Genomic DNA, 15,446 nt, shown 5'->3' with positions numbered 1-15,446 from the left:
ACTAATAAATCAAAGCTGCTTTTCGACCAAGTGCATTAAGTATTGCCCATAGCCCGTCTTGGACAACCCACTTGCTTGCTCCAGCAGCCTATCTTTAGACAGCCATCCATTATGAAAAGCAATCTCCTCTAAACAGGCAATTTTAAGGCCTTGTCTGGACTCAATTGTTTTTACAAAATGCGCAGCTTCCAGCAAGCTGTCGTGAGTCCCCGTATCCAACCACGCAAACCCACGCCCAAGTTGAGTAACATTAAGGTCTCCACGCTGCAGATACGCTCTGTTAACAGAAGTGATCTCTAGTTCTCCTCTTTCTGAAGGCCGGACCGACTTTGCGATATCTATAACATCATTATCGTAAAAATATAATCCAGTCACTGCGTAATTTGATTTAGGAATCTCCGGCTTCTCTTCAATTGAAACCGCTCTCCCTTGCTGATCAAACTCAACAACGCCAAACCTCTCAGGGTCATTCACAAAATAACCAAATACCGTGGCGCCCCTATCTTTCTTGGCGGCCATTTTCAACTTATCAGAGAAGTGCTCACCATAGAAAATGTTATCGCCCAACACTAAGCACACACTATCATCGCCGATAAAGTCTTCGCCGATTATGAAAGCCTGAGCCAGCCCATCAGGAGAAGGTTGTTCGGCATACTCAAATGCAACGCCAAAGTCTCCACCGTCACCCAACATCTTTTTAAAATATGGTAAGTCATCTGGGGTTGAAATGATGAGAATTTCCCTTATTCCAGCCAACATTAACACTGAAATCGGGTAATAAATCATCGGTTTGTCGTAGATTGGGAGCAACTGCTTGGAAACCCCCCTTGTAATCGGGTGTAGCCGAGTTCCCGACCCACCTGCCAAAACAATGCCTTTCATCCTAACTATCTATTCCCCCAACATACTCTAAAGAGCATAACAATCTGTCGTAACTCAATGCGGCCACTGAATAGCCCGCGCCTACTGAGCAAGCCCTAACCTTTCACCTTTGTATGAGCCATCCAGAACTCTTTGTGACCACGACCTATTAGACAAATACCACTCCACGGTTTTCCTTAACCCACTTTCAAACGTTTCTGTAGGAGACCAGCCCAATTCTCTTTGGATCTTCGATGCGTCAATAGCATAACGAACATCGTGACCAGGCCGATCTTTTACAAAACTGATCAGCTCTTCGTAGGAGGATACGCCCTGAGGTTTAACAGGAACCAGCTCTTCTAATAGCTGGCAAATAGCCCGCACAACTTCGATGTTCTTTTTCTCGTTATGACCACCAATATTGTATGTCTCCCCAATTCCACCTTCAGTCACAACTTTGTACAAAGCTGCAGCATGGTCCTCAACGAATAGCCAATCCCTTATTTGATCCCCCTGTCCATAAACAGGCAAAGACTTACCTTCCAGCGCATTGAGAATCATGAGAGGTATTAGCTTTTCTGGAAAGTGATAAGGACCATAGTTATTAGAGCAGTTTGTAACAATTACAGGCAGACCATAGGTGCGCCCCCATGCTCTAACTAAATGATCGGAGCTAGCCTTACTTGCTGAGTAGGGTGAACTGGGCGCATATGGCGTGTCTTCGCGAAAAAGGTCTGTAACCCCATCCAAATCGCCAAATACTTCATCAGTAGAGATATGGTGAAAGCGAAATACTTCTTTCCGCTCCACTGGCAACTGAAGCCAATACTTACGAGCTTCTTCCAATAACGTGTAAGTCCCAACAATATTAGTGTGAATAAAATCACCCGGCCCATCGATCGAGCGGTCTACATGCGACTCCGCAGCTAAATGCATAACTGCATCAGGCTTGTATTGCGAGAATACATTCGCTATTGCAGTGCGATCACAAATGTCTGCACGAATAAACTCATAACGATTACTGTCTGCGACATCCACCAAGTTATCTAAATTACCGGCATAGGTTAGCTTATCTATATTTATCACGCTGTCATCAGTGCAATTAATAATATATCTAACTACCGCAGAACCAATAAACCCTGCACCGCCGGTCACTAATATCTTCATACTCTATACTCACAATTAATGGCTCAAGCCATATAGCCAAGCACAATCAAGTTGAGCCTAGCCACTAAAAACCAAAACGTTTTAATCAAATAGCACTGCGGCTAGCGACTAGGTTATTTCTACAGAAATTGCACTTTTTGAGGATACAACCCAATAGACTCTTCCCGCGACCTCACTTAACAAGGCCCACCACATTACCTTGGTATTGAGTCAGTGCAACACTTTTATAGCTTTGTTCCTGCACTGTGTCGCTCTCCACTATTTGATTAAGCAGTTTTTTGACCACCTCTTCCAACTGCGCTTCGCATGCTTTAAGCAAAGCAGCAGCATAGCTTTCCATATTAAAATCTCTCATCTTAGTTTGTCTTGCACGCCAAATCCGGCTGTGAGATGTGCCAAATCCATCTTCCTCATCAAAAAGCTGCTCATGAAGCTTTTCTCCCTGACGAAGCCCGGTGTACACAATCTCTATGTTGCCATCTGGGTTAGCGTCATCCTTAACATCCAAGCCCATAAGATGAACCATTTTATATGCAAGATCCTTTATTTTAATGGGCGTCCCCATGTCCAATACAAACACCTCTCCATCACCGTCAGCCATTCCTCCCGCCTGAATCACCAACTGGGCCGCTTCAGGAATGGTCATGAAAAACCTAGTAACATCAGGGTGAGTCACAGTTACCGGCCCCCCCTTCTTGATCTGGTCCCTAAATAGAGGGACAACAGAGCCAGAGGAACCTAGCACATTACCGAATCTTACAGAGCAAAATGTCGTTTTGGATGGCTTTTCCGCCATTTTCCTCACGATAATCTCTGCTGCACGCTTGGTCTGCCCCATAACATTAACAGGCTTAACAGCTTTATCTGTAGAAATAAGTACAAACTTCTCTACACCGTACGTCTTTGCTGCTAGCGCAGCATAATAGGTGCCTAGCACATTATTTTTTGCGCCCTCAATAGAGTTTCGTTCTACAATGGGCACATGTTTGTAGGCTGCAGCATGATAAAGGGTATGAATACTATAGTTAGCGACTACGCTTCCGATTAAATCCTTATTAGTGACTGACCCTAGAATAGGAATCAAATCCACATTAAGCTTTCTTAGAGCGCAGATTTCCGATAGCGACTTGGTGATTTCATAAAGCGCAAATTCAGATTGCTCCAGAAGAACCAACTTTGTTGGCGACAACCTGACCAGTTGGCGGCACAACTCAGAACCTATTGACCCTCCCGCGCCAGTCACCATAACATTCTTATGCTGAGCGCATGAATGCATCAATTCCATATCCGGCTCGACACAATCTCTCCCCAACAAATCCTCGATCTCTACGCTTCGGAGCTCCTGAATTTTTGACTTACCTTCGATCAAGTCTGTAAAGCTGGGAATTTTAAGAACCTCCACAGGGAATGGCTCCAGAAATCGAAGTATTAAGCGCTTTGTGCTTTGCGGCGCATCACTGATGGCCAGCAAAACCTTCTTAACTTTATAGTCTTTGATAAGCTCATCAAGCTCTGTTGGCGAATACACATGCAGCCCTTGCACGATACTTCGCTGCTTACGCTTGTCGTCATCGACATAAAGCACCGGCTGGTAATCACTACCCTGCGACAAGGCTATGGCCAATTGGACCCCAGCATGTCCAGCGCCATAGATGATAACTTTCTCTTTAGGCTTCACTAATTTATTGTGCAAATATGCTCGCACAAGCATTCTGGACCCACCTACCATCAGGAGAACAAAACACCAGTACATAAAAGGCACTGACCTGGGAATAAACGCCTTAACTAAAAAGCCCATACTTGCCAGCACCAGACCAGAGAAAGAGGCGCCAATAAACACAGCCATCATTGCGTGATTGCTCATAAAGCGAATCACCGCTCGGTACAACCCAAGACGGACAAAAAAGAAAATACTTGCCGTAATGGTAATTCCAAGAACACCAACCTGCTTTACGTCAAAATTAAGGTAGATCTCATCCATTCGCAAACTCATCGCCGCCCAAAAAGCAATCAGAATGAACAGTGAGTCAGTAATTACAGAAAGTATTCGCTTGGTTCGCCTGGAGGCATTCAGCAGTGTTTCCAGCACTTTAACATTCCTCAGCCTTGGAATTTCCAATCAGTCGCCCTCTCGCCATAGCGCAGATCAGCAGAAGAGGGGTATAAGCCGCTACGGCAAAGCCCCACGCCCAATCAGCCACCATGAAAGCGAATAACGCCATGGGAAGCAACCACACAATATTAACGAATATCAATAAATAGTTAACTTTACGATGGTCTCCTAGACGAAGACTCAACAACTGGTACAAATGAGTTCTGTGGGGAAGCCAAACCTTTTCTCCATTTAACAATCGAGCCAACAAGGTACAGGTCGCATCCGAAATAAACACTCCCATTAGAATAAGATATACCCATACTCCCACTTGGGTTACCTGGGCGCTAACCAACATTCCTGCGCCAAATACCCATCCTAAAGAAATACTCCCTATATCCCCCATAAATATTTTCGCTGGAGCCCAGTTCCAACATAAAAAGCCCATACTTGCCACAACCACTACAAGCATAAACCAAGCCCATATGTATTCACCAGAATATGTATATACACCTACCAAAGACAAAGATACAAATATTGCCTCAGTAGCCGCAATCCCATCGATTCCGTCCATGAAATTATACAGATTTGTAATCCAGACTACTCCGAAGACTGCCAATATGATTGAGACAAAACCAGTAACATGGGCATTCATGCCCAGAATATAATGAAGACTATCAGACACCCCCACAAAGTATACAAGTGCGCATGCGCATACCAGCTGCATCAACAAACGCACTTTAAAACCCAGGCCCTGATGATCATCAACGTAGCTAATTAGCGCCAACAACGCCAACGTACACCACAATACCCATCCGTATTCAACCTCTAAAAAAGGTAGCACTGCCAGGGTACAAAGCACTATTGAGATTCCTCCTCCCCTAGGAGTAGGAACAGTATGGGAGCTTCGCGCTTCAGGAATGTCTAACACTTTCTTTGCTAATGCATACCGCCTAGCCCAACCAGTTAACAAAAAGGAGGCGATACCCAGAATAAGAAGCAAAACCAAAGTATCCAAGACTCATTCCACATTGAGTTTAGAGCAGTGTAAAGGGCCGACTCTCGCTGCAAAGGACCACGATGAGTATTTCAAAGACGGTAAACGCCTCGCAAGCCGCGACTAATTTTAAAGCCTAGACAGAGTGGTTTTCTTCCACGGAGGCTTTAACAGCGGCGCGAAGTTTAACAGGTTTTAATGCGGGCTTACATAAGTGGCGAAACGATAATCACCGCCAAAATGTATCCATCTGTAACAAAAAAATCAGCCATCACTAACGGCGGATATTAATCACCACAGAGGCGGGATAACACACAACTCCCCCAGGACAAGCCAACGCCAAACCCCGAGACAACCACTTTTCGGGCCTCTTTTTCATTAGCCAGGATCATTGGGATGGATGAGGAGACGGTGTTGCCGTACTGGGCGGCTTCGAAGGGAACTTTGGCGGGGTCAAGCTTCATGCGTTTGATAACCATATCAACGATGAACTTGCTACCTTGATGGAGGATGAATTTATCGATGTCGCCCAAAACAGTATTGTTTTGAGCCAGAGTGGCGTGAATATTTTCAGGAACGACGTTGGCGCAAAAATCGAGTACCGCTCTGCCAGCCATTTCAAATTTACGGTCTTCCGCACGGACGCGAATAGCGGCGTTACGAGTACCGTCAGTGCCAAAAACACACTTGCCAATCAGCCACTTTGGCTTATCGCTGAACAAAGTGACGGTAGCTGCATCGCCGAATAGGAGGGAAGTATTCTTGTCGGACATATCGATTATTTTCGAATAAGGGTCCGCAGTGATAAGAACGCCTTTTTTGTAGCCATTGGCGTCCATAAAGGCCTTCATAATGGAAATGCTGTAAACATATCCCGAGCAGGCAAGAGAGATATCAAAGCAAGCGCAGTGCACTGGCAACTCGAGCTTACCATGCACGATGGCCGAAGTATGAGGAACGCCGTAGGCGTCGGGGTTTTGCGTACAGACTACAAGGCACTCAATATCGCTGGCAAGCGGACCAAGCTCTTCTTCCAGACGTCGAAACGCCTTCACGCACATGTCAGAGGTTTCTTCCCCCTCTCCTTTCACCGCCAAATACCGCATCCCGGTCTTTTCGGTCAGAAAGGTCTCGTTGACGTTAAACTGCTCCTGACGCTCCAGATTGTTAACTCGTCCCTCTGGCAAATACGTACTGATGTGCTCGATGCCGATCATAAATAAACCGTTAAATAGCAAAACCGCATTTTCGGGGGCCCTTCACCCGAAACACGGCTTTTTGTAATTCTTTGATGGGACCGGCATTCAACTGAGAGTCGCCAGCGCCTTTACCTCAAAAGGTAAGTGCTTAGCGAGGAAAGATAAATTCGACCTTTTTCTATAAGAGGCAGCCGCAATTCATTTCCTGGCGGCATCAGTTAACGTAATCAGCATCCTAGTTACCGTATTCCCGGAGCTGGTCGCCAATCTAACTCGGACATCGCGGCGGAGCAGTCTACTTCCAAGCTGCCAAAGAGCTTTTCCTTGATCTCCAACTTATCAAGCACATAGAACATGAGCGATTTGAACGGCTTGGGAAGATTGAAAACACGTCCATTAATATCCATTGAGCGGCACAAAGAAAGGTAAATCTGACTGGTGGACACTGAATAGCCATCGGAAACCAGCCAAAGATTTCCCGCTCCGGGAGCGACGGAGGGCGCCTCCGCACAGCGTAAAATAACGTCGACCAGGTTTTCGCGACTGATCAAACTACGACGATTCTCCACTCCGGCTAAGGGCAGCGGCGCTCGCAGCCGCGCTAATTTTTCCAATATAGCCAGGTTTCCTTTGGCCCCATCGCCATAAACCAAAGGAGGACGAATGATGTCAAAAGACATTGTGGACCCAGCAGAAACTTCACGCAGGGCCTGCTCCCCCTCCCACTTGGATAAGGCATAAGGAGATGAGGGATTTGGAGAGTCGCAGGAAGTAAACGGTTGACCAGGGGAAGTCCCCTCCCCATTAACTTTGATCGTGCTTAAATATATAAATTTCTTAACGCCGGATTTAACAGCCCATTGCGCAAGTTTTTTAGTCGCATCAGTGTTTGCGGCGCGGAATTCGGCCAATGGATCGATTGCGTCGTCTTTTACTTGATGAACCCGGGCCGCGCAGTGAACAAGAACATCCACCTCGCGCAACAGATCAATCCAACGTTCACTTTCATAGGCAGGAGACAACTCGATTTTACCAGGAAATGGCGGTGAGCACTGACCAGCTTTTCGGGAAGTACCAATGACAAAATACCCCCGCGACGCAGCTTCAGCAGCTAATGCGGAGCCAACAAACCCCGTACAGCCGGTTATTAAGATTTTCATTACTAATGCTTAGTTATCTATTTCACTTCCTCCTATTATATCTCGCAACGCTACACATTATTAGCCACCCAGACACAGCTGACCAAATAGCAAGCCACTCTATTTTTCTCAACTAAGCACTCTGATTGACGCGCTTATTATCAAGCGAGTTCACAGCAAGACTGTACGCAATAAACGCCAGGATAAATAATGGAAACATTAAATATTCAGGAATATCCGCCACTTCTCCTGCGACGCCAAATGCGACCAACGCAAAGTGTCCGCCAACAATGAGAAAGACAACTCGACTGATTGAAACGCCATGGTCCAAAAGAATATGGTGGATATGGTCTCTGCCAGCTGTAAATGGAGAGCGCCTAAATTTAACTCTTCTCGCCATAACTCGGCAGGTGTCGAACAAAGGAACTGAGAATACCCATAACGCCGTGACAGGCCTCAATACCTGATGGTCTCCCTGCGACAGGTCAATAGAAAACCACGCAATCGAAAAGCCAAGAAACATACTTCCGGCGTCTCCCATGAACACCCGAGCCCTCGGTTGTCCTGGGCCCCGCATATTAAAATATAGAAAGGCTGCAATAACACTTATATATAAAAGCAGTATGCCTGATTTAAACAGGCCATCCCCTCCCAACAAGCTCAGAACATAAAATCCCATAAAGGTGACAAGACTGACTCCACCCGCCAAGCCATCAACCCCATCAGCCATGTTGAGGGCATTGATGACGCCAACTACACAGAACACCGTTACAGGCAAAGCCATCACTCCCAGTGTGATTTCACCCAGCCCGACAAGGTTACCCATGCTATGTAGAGAGACACCGCCAAAAATCATCATAACGAGAGACGCTGCGGTCTGAGCCGCAAATCGAGTCTTTACGCCCAGTTCATTTAAATCGTCCAGAATACCCGTAGTTAAGATAATGACTAAGGCGACAATTAAGAGTAGAAAATATTCGTTTCCATGAGTGAGAATGACGCCGCTGACACAAAAACCAAAAAACATGGCGACGCCGCCTATCAAGGGTACTTTGCCGTCATGAGACTTACGCCCTCCCGGCACATCAACCAGTTCCAGCTTCTGCGACATCGGGATTAAAATTTTGTGTAGTACAATTGTCCCTACCAACACCAAACTGTAGAAAGCCAACTGAAATAACGCGTCCATACACCCTTCTTATTCTTCGAGTAAAACCAGTTAATGGTGCTCTGGTCTAGCCAGAGGTGAGTAAAACAGCTAATAGTCCGCCACCGCGCATGAAGCACGAACGTCAAAGAGCTGGTACTACTTAACAACTGGGCTTTTCCGGCTACTTAACTTACATTGCGCAAGTCGACACTCCAGTCCGGAACTTTTGTCTCCCCCAATACGCCTCCATTGGGGCGACAGGGGGAAAACCTTCTCCTATAACGACACCATCTGGCTCAAGCCCTCAGCGATGGGAATCGTATTATTCAGCTTAGACGCTTTCTATTTTTTTGCTTAAACTTTTTAAGGCTTGGGGAGTGTTTTAGGACCATCAAACATCAGCGCCCATCCTATGCTCCCTAACATGGGCCAACATAAGCGGTTTTTCTTCAACATACAGATTCAACGCACTCTAACGCCCTATTAATGACATAGACCTCAGAAAATGCTTTCTCTACTCTCCTTCGCGCGGCAGCCCCCATCATAGAGAGACTGCTTCGTTCAAGCTCAATGACTTCAAGCATTCTTCTCGTTAAATCAGAGGCATTCTGAGGCTGGCAGTGAAATCCGGTTACACCGGCCTCTACCGACTGCCTGCATCCTGGCGCGTCAGTTACTATAGCCGCCCTTCCCATACTTGCGGCCTCTAGAACAACCCGCGGCATACCTTCTCGATAAGAGGGCAGCACAACCACATGCGCCAAGCTAATTAGCGGCCTGACATCCTCTTGGTATCCCAAGTATTCGACCCACTCCTTCCGCACCCACTCAGCAATCTCTTCCTCTGCGATAGCCGTCTTATTGCTGACTCCCATTGGCCCTACCAATAAGCACCTAACATCTGGATACTTTTCTCTGACGACTTTGGAAGCCGCTACATACTCGCGAACGCCTTTATCTGCAATCAGACGCGCTATCATCAAGAATACGATTGGGCCGTCAGGTAGAGGGGAAAAGTAGAATTCATCCGTGTTTACGCCAGACCCCGGCAAAATATCGACACTTTGCCGCCGGATGAGATTCAGACGCTCAAATAGACTTTTGTCGTCTTCATTTTGAAAGAAAACTCTATGCGCCCCTTTATTGGAAAACCCAAGTAGTTTTCTTGCCACTCGATACACAAATGAATCATGAATAAATGCAGTACCAAGGCCAGATATATTATTCGAGTAGAGAATCCCCATACTCCTACACGCCAGCCCACTATACAGATTCATTTTAGGCGTAAAGTTAAAGACATAGTCGGGTCTTATACGCTTTATCGCCTGGTATAGTTCACAAATAACACTAAACTCTTTAAGAGGGTTGACACTTTTTCCATCCATTCTTATGTCAACAAACTCAGCGCCCAAATCCACCAGCATTTTCGAATAGTCATCACGGGGAGCCAAACAATAAACCGCCCCTCCTTCCTCCAGCAGCCGACTTATCGTAGAGCGCCTAAACTTAAATAAGTACCAGGAAGTATTAGAGCAAAATATTATTCTTCTATTCATGTCCGTATTCCTTTACGCGTTGGTTTCCACCTCTCTCCCATATTCCTTGGAACTGCTGGCGAAACTGTCATCTATTGAAAAGCGCCATGCCTGGAACATAAGCACCCCCCACATTTCATACCACCAATTCCGCTTTCCTGTCACATGTTCCTTCCACTTCTCCCTGACAGCGTCAACATTCCAACAACCCGGAGCTGCCAATGCCGCATGAGATAAAAGTGACTCAGCCCAGTCCCTCAAATCCTTTCTTAACCACTCTGCGATCGGCACGCCAAACCCAGTTTTTGGGCGTTCAATAAGCTGTTCGGGCACATGTCTGTATAACACCTGTCGTAAAATCCATTTCCCTTTTCCATCCCTCACTTTAAGCGCCGCCGGAAGACGCCATGCAAACTGAGTGACACGGTGATCCAAGAAAGGCACTCTGGTTTCCAAACTGACAGCCATTGCGGCACGATCTACTTTGGTCAAGATGTCGTCTCTTAGATAACTAAGCTGATCCATCAACATCATTTGTTCGCTAAAATCCGACAACGCCCCCCAAACACTAGACTCATTCAGCACCGTAGAAAGTTCACAGCCTCCCGCTACCAGAGAGTCCGGCTTTTTGCATTGAGATACGAGATAGTGATAAACATCAAAATGATTTTTAGAGCCAAGAACGCCTGCAAGCTTGTGCAGTTTATCGCCAGGATGCGATTGTTTGAACCGCGCTGGCGTCAATGGACTTAACGCGTCAGCGATACTATTCCAACGCTCAACAGATACACCACTAATTAAAGACTGGGCAGCCAACCGAGCCGGCAACGGAATATTTCGCATTGCTCGCCAAATGCTCGTCGCCCAGGAATATCGGGTATATCCGCCAAAAAGCTCGTCGCCCCCATCGCCAGAGAGAGCAACAGTTACATGCTGGCGAGCCAACTGCGAAACAATATATGTGGGTATCTGCGATACATCAGCAAACGGCTCATCATATATTAAAGGTAGTTCGGGGATAATCGACTGCGCCATCTCGGGAGTAACATAGAGCTCCGTATGCTCGGTATTCAGATACGACGCCACTTCTTTCGCAAATTGCGCTTCGTTATATTCATCCTCATGAAAGCCGATAGAAAATGTCCTGACCTTTCTGGAGCTTTGCTTCTGCATCAACGCAACAATCGTTGAGGAGTCAACGCCGCCAGAGAGAAATGCGCCAAGAGGCACATCCGCTATCATCTTGTCGCTAATAGTATCCAGCAACACCTGCTCCAGCTTCTCTATGGCGCGATGATCGTCGCCTGAAAATGAGTCTCGAGGTGAATTAGCGTCGTCCACCACAGACCAGTAGTTGATACACTCAGGCTCAAGAAAATTATCTCCTTTAAAGACGATATACGTTCCCGGAACTGCTTTCCTAAACCCTTTATAGATACAATAAGGCGTAGGCACATAATTGAACCTCAAATAGGTCGACAGGACATCTTTATCTATATCGTTATTAAAGCAAGGGTGCGCCCGAATAGCTTTTAACTCGGAGGAAAATAATAAAACGCCTTGACTCACTCCATAGTACAAGGGCTTTTCACCAAATCGATCGCGCATCAGATACAACTTTTTCTCGAAGTTATCCCATAACGCAATAGCAAACATTCCCACCATTGCTTTTAATGCTTCCTTGACCCCCTTCTGCTCAAATAATGCAAGGATAACTTCAGTATCAGAATGGCCATAAAATTTATACCCTGAACTCTCCAATTCAGCTCGCAATGAAAGGAAGTTATAAACTTCACCATTAAAAATAATTGTGTAGCGCCCGCTTGGTGATTTCATCGGCTGATGGCCTAATTCAGATAAGTCCTGAATAGACAATCTTTGGTGCGCGAATCCAAGACCAGCAACAGGATCATGCCACAAGCCAAAATCATCAGGGCCACGATGGCGTATAGCGTTCGCCATACTACGCAGTACGCTTTCTGGATTTTTAGTTGTCGCTCCTGCGTCCCAAAAGCCAGCTATGCCACACACCAAACACCCCCTTGAGCGATTTTTTAAATTTATAATTACGGGTATTCCGGGCTACTTGATCAAACAAGCGCTACTGGTGGTACAACTACTTCTTTTCTACGGCTCAGTAAGCCCCTTTCTTCCCAGCTTCTGAACACAAGTATTGTCCACAATTGTGAAGAGAAATTTTCACCGCGGAGATGGCGACGCCACATATTCGCCACCAATTCGAAATTCACTAAACAAGAGCGCTCCAATGCTGTTTTCGTCAGCAGGGACTCCGCCCAATCTCTCAGCGCGCCTCTTAACCATCGATCCATAGGCAACCCAAACCCTTTCTTTGGACGCTCAATCAATTTTGACGGCACATAGCGGTACAACAGCTCTCTCATCACCCGCTTACCCTGATCAACGCCGTCCGCCTTTTTATACTGAAAGGGCAATGTCCAAGCCCACTCAACCAAACGATGGTCAAGCAGCGGCTCTCTTGCTTCTAGTGAGCACCGCATAGACGCCCAGTCCACTTTCATGAGGATATCGTTGGGCAGATAATGTTCCTGGTCACAGGCCATCATCTGTTCCGACCATGGAATTCCCTGGTAATGATCTATCGAGGGCCCCCAGTCATACAGCTCTCTCATGCCTAAAAGCGCCCCTGGCGAGTCCCATACAGATATTATTTTTCTGTATGCATCACTCTCCGAAGTAGACAGGTAGTCAACGAATCTGCCCACTCGATAGGCCAGTCCCTCGCTACCGGTATATCGCCCACGCGTTAAACGATGGACAAAACTGTCCCAAAATGTCGCAGGCGCTGATTTTAATAGCCCACCGATAGCCCTCGCCCCCACCGGGGTCAGCGCTTTTCTCAGCGCGCTTATTCGGTCGCCCCAAAAATACCTGGGATAGCCTGCGAAAAGCTCATCGCCTCCGTCGCCAGACAGTGCAACCGTGACTTTCTCACGCGTGAATTTACTTAGCAGATAGGTAGGAATAATGCTGTTATCGGCAAAAGGCTCATCTTGAGCGCCGGCGATTTCAGGAACCAAGTCAATCGCATCGCGCTCAGTTAAAATAGCCTCATGATGATCAAGTTTCAGGCTCCGCGCCACGTCCCGCGCATATGCCGACTCGTCATGCGACGGCTCTTCAAAGCCAATAGAAAAAGAAGAAATAGAGCCATTTGAAAGCTTGCGCATCATCGCGGCAACCAGAGAGGAATCCACACCGCCGGATAAGAAAACACCTAGAGGCACATCTGAAATCATTCTAAGGGAGATCGACTCACTGAGAATGGACTCCATCTCGTCCGCAACCGCCTTGATATCAAGCCCTCCTTTCTCCTTGCGCGCTAACACCCCATTGCGAACGGTCTCTTTAATTGACCAGTATGCGGACTCTTTAACGCCGGAAGTTTGCGACCACTCAATCAAAACACCAGGCTTTACTTTACGTATCGACTTAAAGATAGAGATTGGAGCGGGAACAGTTAGATACCGAAAATAGGCGTGCATCGCATCGCCATTCAGCTCAGCGTCAAACCAGGGCAAACACTTCAAAGGTCCCAGTTCTGAGGAAAAAGCGATTTCGTCGCTATCAACAGAATAGTAAAGAGGTTTCACCCCCATTCGGTCTCGCGCCAAATAGAGCTTCCTGTCATGAACATCGTAGACGGCGAAAGCGAACATTCCGACCAATCGCCTCAACGTATCAAAAACACCGCGGCGCTCTATGCTTCTTAATAGAACTTCTGTATCCGAGCTTCCTTTAAACTGGCAACCCGCCTCTATAAGCTGTCGCCTGAGCTGTTGAAAGTTATATATTTCCCCATTGAATGTCAGCGTCCAGCGCCCATTTTCACTGCACATGGGCTGCCTTCCCGCACTGCTCAAGTCCAAAATAGAGAGGCGCCTGTGCCCAAGCCAAACGTTATGATCTGGATAAAACCAATCTCCACGATCATCCGGCCCTCTATGCGTTAACTGATCCAGCATTTGATTTGCATGCTGTACATTTAGTCGAGCGCCAATCCAACCTAAAACTCCACACATAAGTAGAAGCTTCCATCTTATCGCCGCGCTATAGGCTGCGCCGCTTAAGCCTTTAATTCATTGGTCGCCCACTACTTTCCGTTGTATGCGGCCAGTTGCGCAGTCCGATAGATCAGTCTGTTCCAGTATTGTTCATGAGATTTACAACAATTCGTGATTGAGAAAGTGGTTTCTGCTTTGGATCTAGCGGCGACAGACAGTCGCTCCCTCAATTCCGCATTCCCTAAGACAGCCACTATAGAGTCCGCCAAAAAATCAACATTACCGACTTGCTCAACTAAAAGTCCTTCTTTTCCAGACTCCACCAACTCAGGAATGCCATCGATTGCATAGGCCACAATTGGCAAACCAAAACTCATGGCTTCCATTATGGATGTAGGGCACCCTTCACAGTACAAAGAGGGCAAAACCATCAAAGATGAGGCCTTGAGAAAAGGGCTTACATCCTGTTGAAATCCGGCGTAAGTAACCCACTTCGTCAAATCCATTGACTGAATCTTACTTTGTATAATTCCTCCCAAATCGTCTCTTCCCAAGAAAATAAACTTGACGTCAGGAATTACATTCACAACTTTCGAAATAGCATGCAGATAAGGCTCATAACCTTTTCGGTAATTGAGATTCGCAACTGTAATAACTACAAGTGAAGGCTTGGCTGTCACGTCCAAACTGAATGGAATGGCGTCCAAGCCATTGTAGGCCGTAGCAAGTTTGCTAGAAGGAATACCGAGTTGCTGCAACGTACGATAAGCGGCTGTTGAATTGGTGACGTATCCATCAATCATCCTGTGCGCGTACTTCTCTATTCGCCTAAACCAGACATCTAGCCTGCTTGTTGAATCTGGGTTCCACCTAATACCTTGAACCAATTTCACACAAGGCATGCACCATCGCAGCATTCTGAGGAGAACTGCTGACCGAAAGCCGATGACATAAACAATATTGATATTTCGCTCTCGAACAAATCTTATTGCGTTAAGAATGGCCAACATCCCAAAGCGTCCATGCCTTCGCTGGCGCTTTCCAAACAGAAATGGAGTCATACCTATTCCATGAGCCCATTCAGACCATGCGCCATCGCCATCCAACGCCCCTATGAAATATTCAACATTTGGAGTGGAATAGGTCGCCGCCCTCGCCATTTTAGTAAGGCTGCGTTCCGCCCCACCTAACTCACTGCTGGTAAATAGAATTAGAACTTTCACCGGTAGGTCTCGCCTTTAATATCCTTACTATCAACTTTCC

Annotated in this window: 11 protein-coding genes; all 11 read right to left on the bottom strand. The window is 46.6% G+C overall.

The genetic code is table 11. The annotated features are described in order from the left end of the window. Nucleotides 1–9: 9 nt before the first annotated feature. The 11 genes from rfbA to ACQYWX_RS11325 all read right to left on the bottom strand — a co-directional run bounded on the left by rfbA (nt 10) and on the right by ACQYWX_RS11325 (nt 15,406). Nucleotides 10–882 (bottom strand): glucose-1-phosphate thymidylyltransferase RfbA, encoded by an 873-nt coding sequence (gene rfbA / locus ACQYWX_RS11375; protein ID WP_216735789.1) that lies wholly within the window; start codon nt 880–882, stop codon nt 10–12. A gap of 81 nt (nt 883–963) precedes the next feature. Next, nucleotides 964–2,028, bottom strand: coding sequence for a dTDP-glucose 4,6-dehydratase (rfbB, locus tag ACQYWX_RS11370; RefSeq protein ID WP_216735788.1), 1,065 nt, complete (start codon nt 2,026–2,028; stop codon nt 964–966). Nucleotides 2,029–2,200: 172 nt separating this feature from the next. After that, on the bottom strand, nt 2,201–4,117 hold the full coding sequence (locus ACQYWX_RS11365; protein WP_371824032.1) for a polysaccharide biosynthesis protein: 1,917 nt from the start codon (nt 4,115–4,117) through the stop codon (nt 2,201–2,203). 1 nt (nt 4,118) lies between these two features. Beyond that, a complete protein-coding gene (locus ACQYWX_RS11360) occupies nt 4,119–5,138 on the bottom strand; it encodes an MraY family glycosyltransferase (RefSeq protein WP_216735787.1) in 1,020 nt (339 codons plus the stop codon). 266 nt (nt 5,139–5,404) lie between these two features. Then, on the bottom strand, nt 5,405–6,334 hold the full coding sequence (locus ACQYWX_RS11355) for a ketoacyl-ACP synthase III (RefSeq protein WP_431688848.1): 930 nt from the start codon (nt 6,332–6,334) through the stop codon (nt 5,405–5,407). Between the two features lie 221 nt (nt 6,335–6,555). Beyond that, nucleotides 6,556–7,476, bottom strand: a complete 921-nt coding sequence (locus ACQYWX_RS11350; RefSeq protein WP_431688847.1) for an NAD-dependent epimerase/dehydratase family protein — start codon at nt 7,474–7,476, stop codon at nt 6,556–6,558. Between the two features lie 112 nt (nt 7,477–7,588). After that, on the bottom strand, nt 7,589–8,644 hold the full coding sequence (locus tag ACQYWX_RS11345; protein WP_216735784.1) for an MraY family glycosyltransferase: 1,056 nt from the start codon (nt 8,642–8,644) through the stop codon (nt 7,589–7,591). A 410-nt stretch (nt 8,645–9,054) separates the two neighbouring features. After that, nucleotides 9,055–10,161, bottom strand: coding sequence for a glycosyltransferase family 4 protein (locus ACQYWX_RS11340; RefSeq protein ID WP_431688846.1), 1,107 nt, complete (start codon nt 10,159–10,161; stop codon nt 9,055–9,057). Between the two features lie 12 nt (nt 10,162–10,173). Continuing rightward, nucleotides 10,174–12,171 carry an asparagine synthase (glutamine-hydrolyzing) gene (gene asnB, locus ACQYWX_RS11335; RefSeq protein ID WP_431688845.1) on the bottom strand — a complete coding sequence of 666 codons (1,998 nt, stop codon included), beginning with the start codon at nt 12,169–12,171 and terminating at the stop codon, nt 10,174–10,176. Between the two features lie 59 nt (nt 12,172–12,230). Continuing rightward, complete coding sequence (gene asnB / locus ACQYWX_RS11330; RefSeq protein ID WP_431688844.1) at nt 12,231–14,144, bottom strand: asparagine synthase (glutamine-hydrolyzing); 1,914 nt, start codon at nt 14,142–14,144, stop codon at nt 12,231–12,233. A gap of 128 nt (nt 14,145–14,272) precedes the next feature. Continuing rightward, nucleotides 14,273–15,406 carry a glycosyltransferase family 4 protein gene (locus ACQYWX_RS11325; RefSeq protein ID WP_431688843.1) on the bottom strand — a complete coding sequence of 378 codons (1,134 nt, stop codon included), beginning with the start codon at nt 15,404–15,406 and terminating at the stop codon, nt 14,273–14,275. Nucleotides 15,407–15,446 lie beyond the last annotated feature (40 nt).

Origin of the sequence: Hahella sp. NBU794, assembly GCF_050749805.1 — a bacterium.
In the GTDB taxonomy this organism is placed as follows: domain Bacteria; phylum Pseudomonadota; class Gammaproteobacteria; order Pseudomonadales; family Oleiphilaceae; genus Hahella.
The sequence above is the reverse complement of the archived record's forward strand: the minus strand, read 5'-3'. Positions and strand labels throughout refer to the sequence as shown.

What these genes read in the sequence shown, in the direction of transcription:
- rfbA (WP_216735789.1), bottom strand. Translation starts at nt 882, where the DNA reads ATGAAAGGCATTGTTTTGGCAGGTGGGTCGGGAACTCGGCTACACCCG.
- rfbB (WP_216735788.1), bottom strand. Translation starts at nt 2,028, where the DNA reads ATGAAGATATTAGTGACCGGCGGTGCAGGGTTTATTGGTTCTGCGGTA.
- ACQYWX_RS11355 (WP_431688848.1), bottom strand. Translation starts at nt 6,334, where the DNA reads ATGATCGGCATCGAGCACATCAGTACGTATTTGCCAGAGGGACGAGTT.
- ACQYWX_RS11350 (WP_431688847.1), bottom strand. Translation starts at nt 7,476, where the DNA reads ATGAAAATCTTAATAACCGGCTGTACGGGGTTTGTTGGCTCCGCATTA.
- ACQYWX_RS11345 (WP_216735784.1), bottom strand. Translation starts at nt 8,644, where the DNA reads ATGGACGCGTTATTTCAGTTGGCTTTCTACAGTTTGGTGTTGGTAGGG.
- ACQYWX_RS11340 (WP_431688846.1), bottom strand. Translation starts at nt 10,161, where the DNA reads ATGAATAGAAGAATAATATTTTGCTCTAATACTTCCTGGTACTTATTT.
- asnB (WP_431688844.1), bottom strand. Translation starts at nt 14,144, where the DNA reads ATGCTGGATCAGTTAACGCATAGAGGGCCGGATGATCGTGGAGATTGG.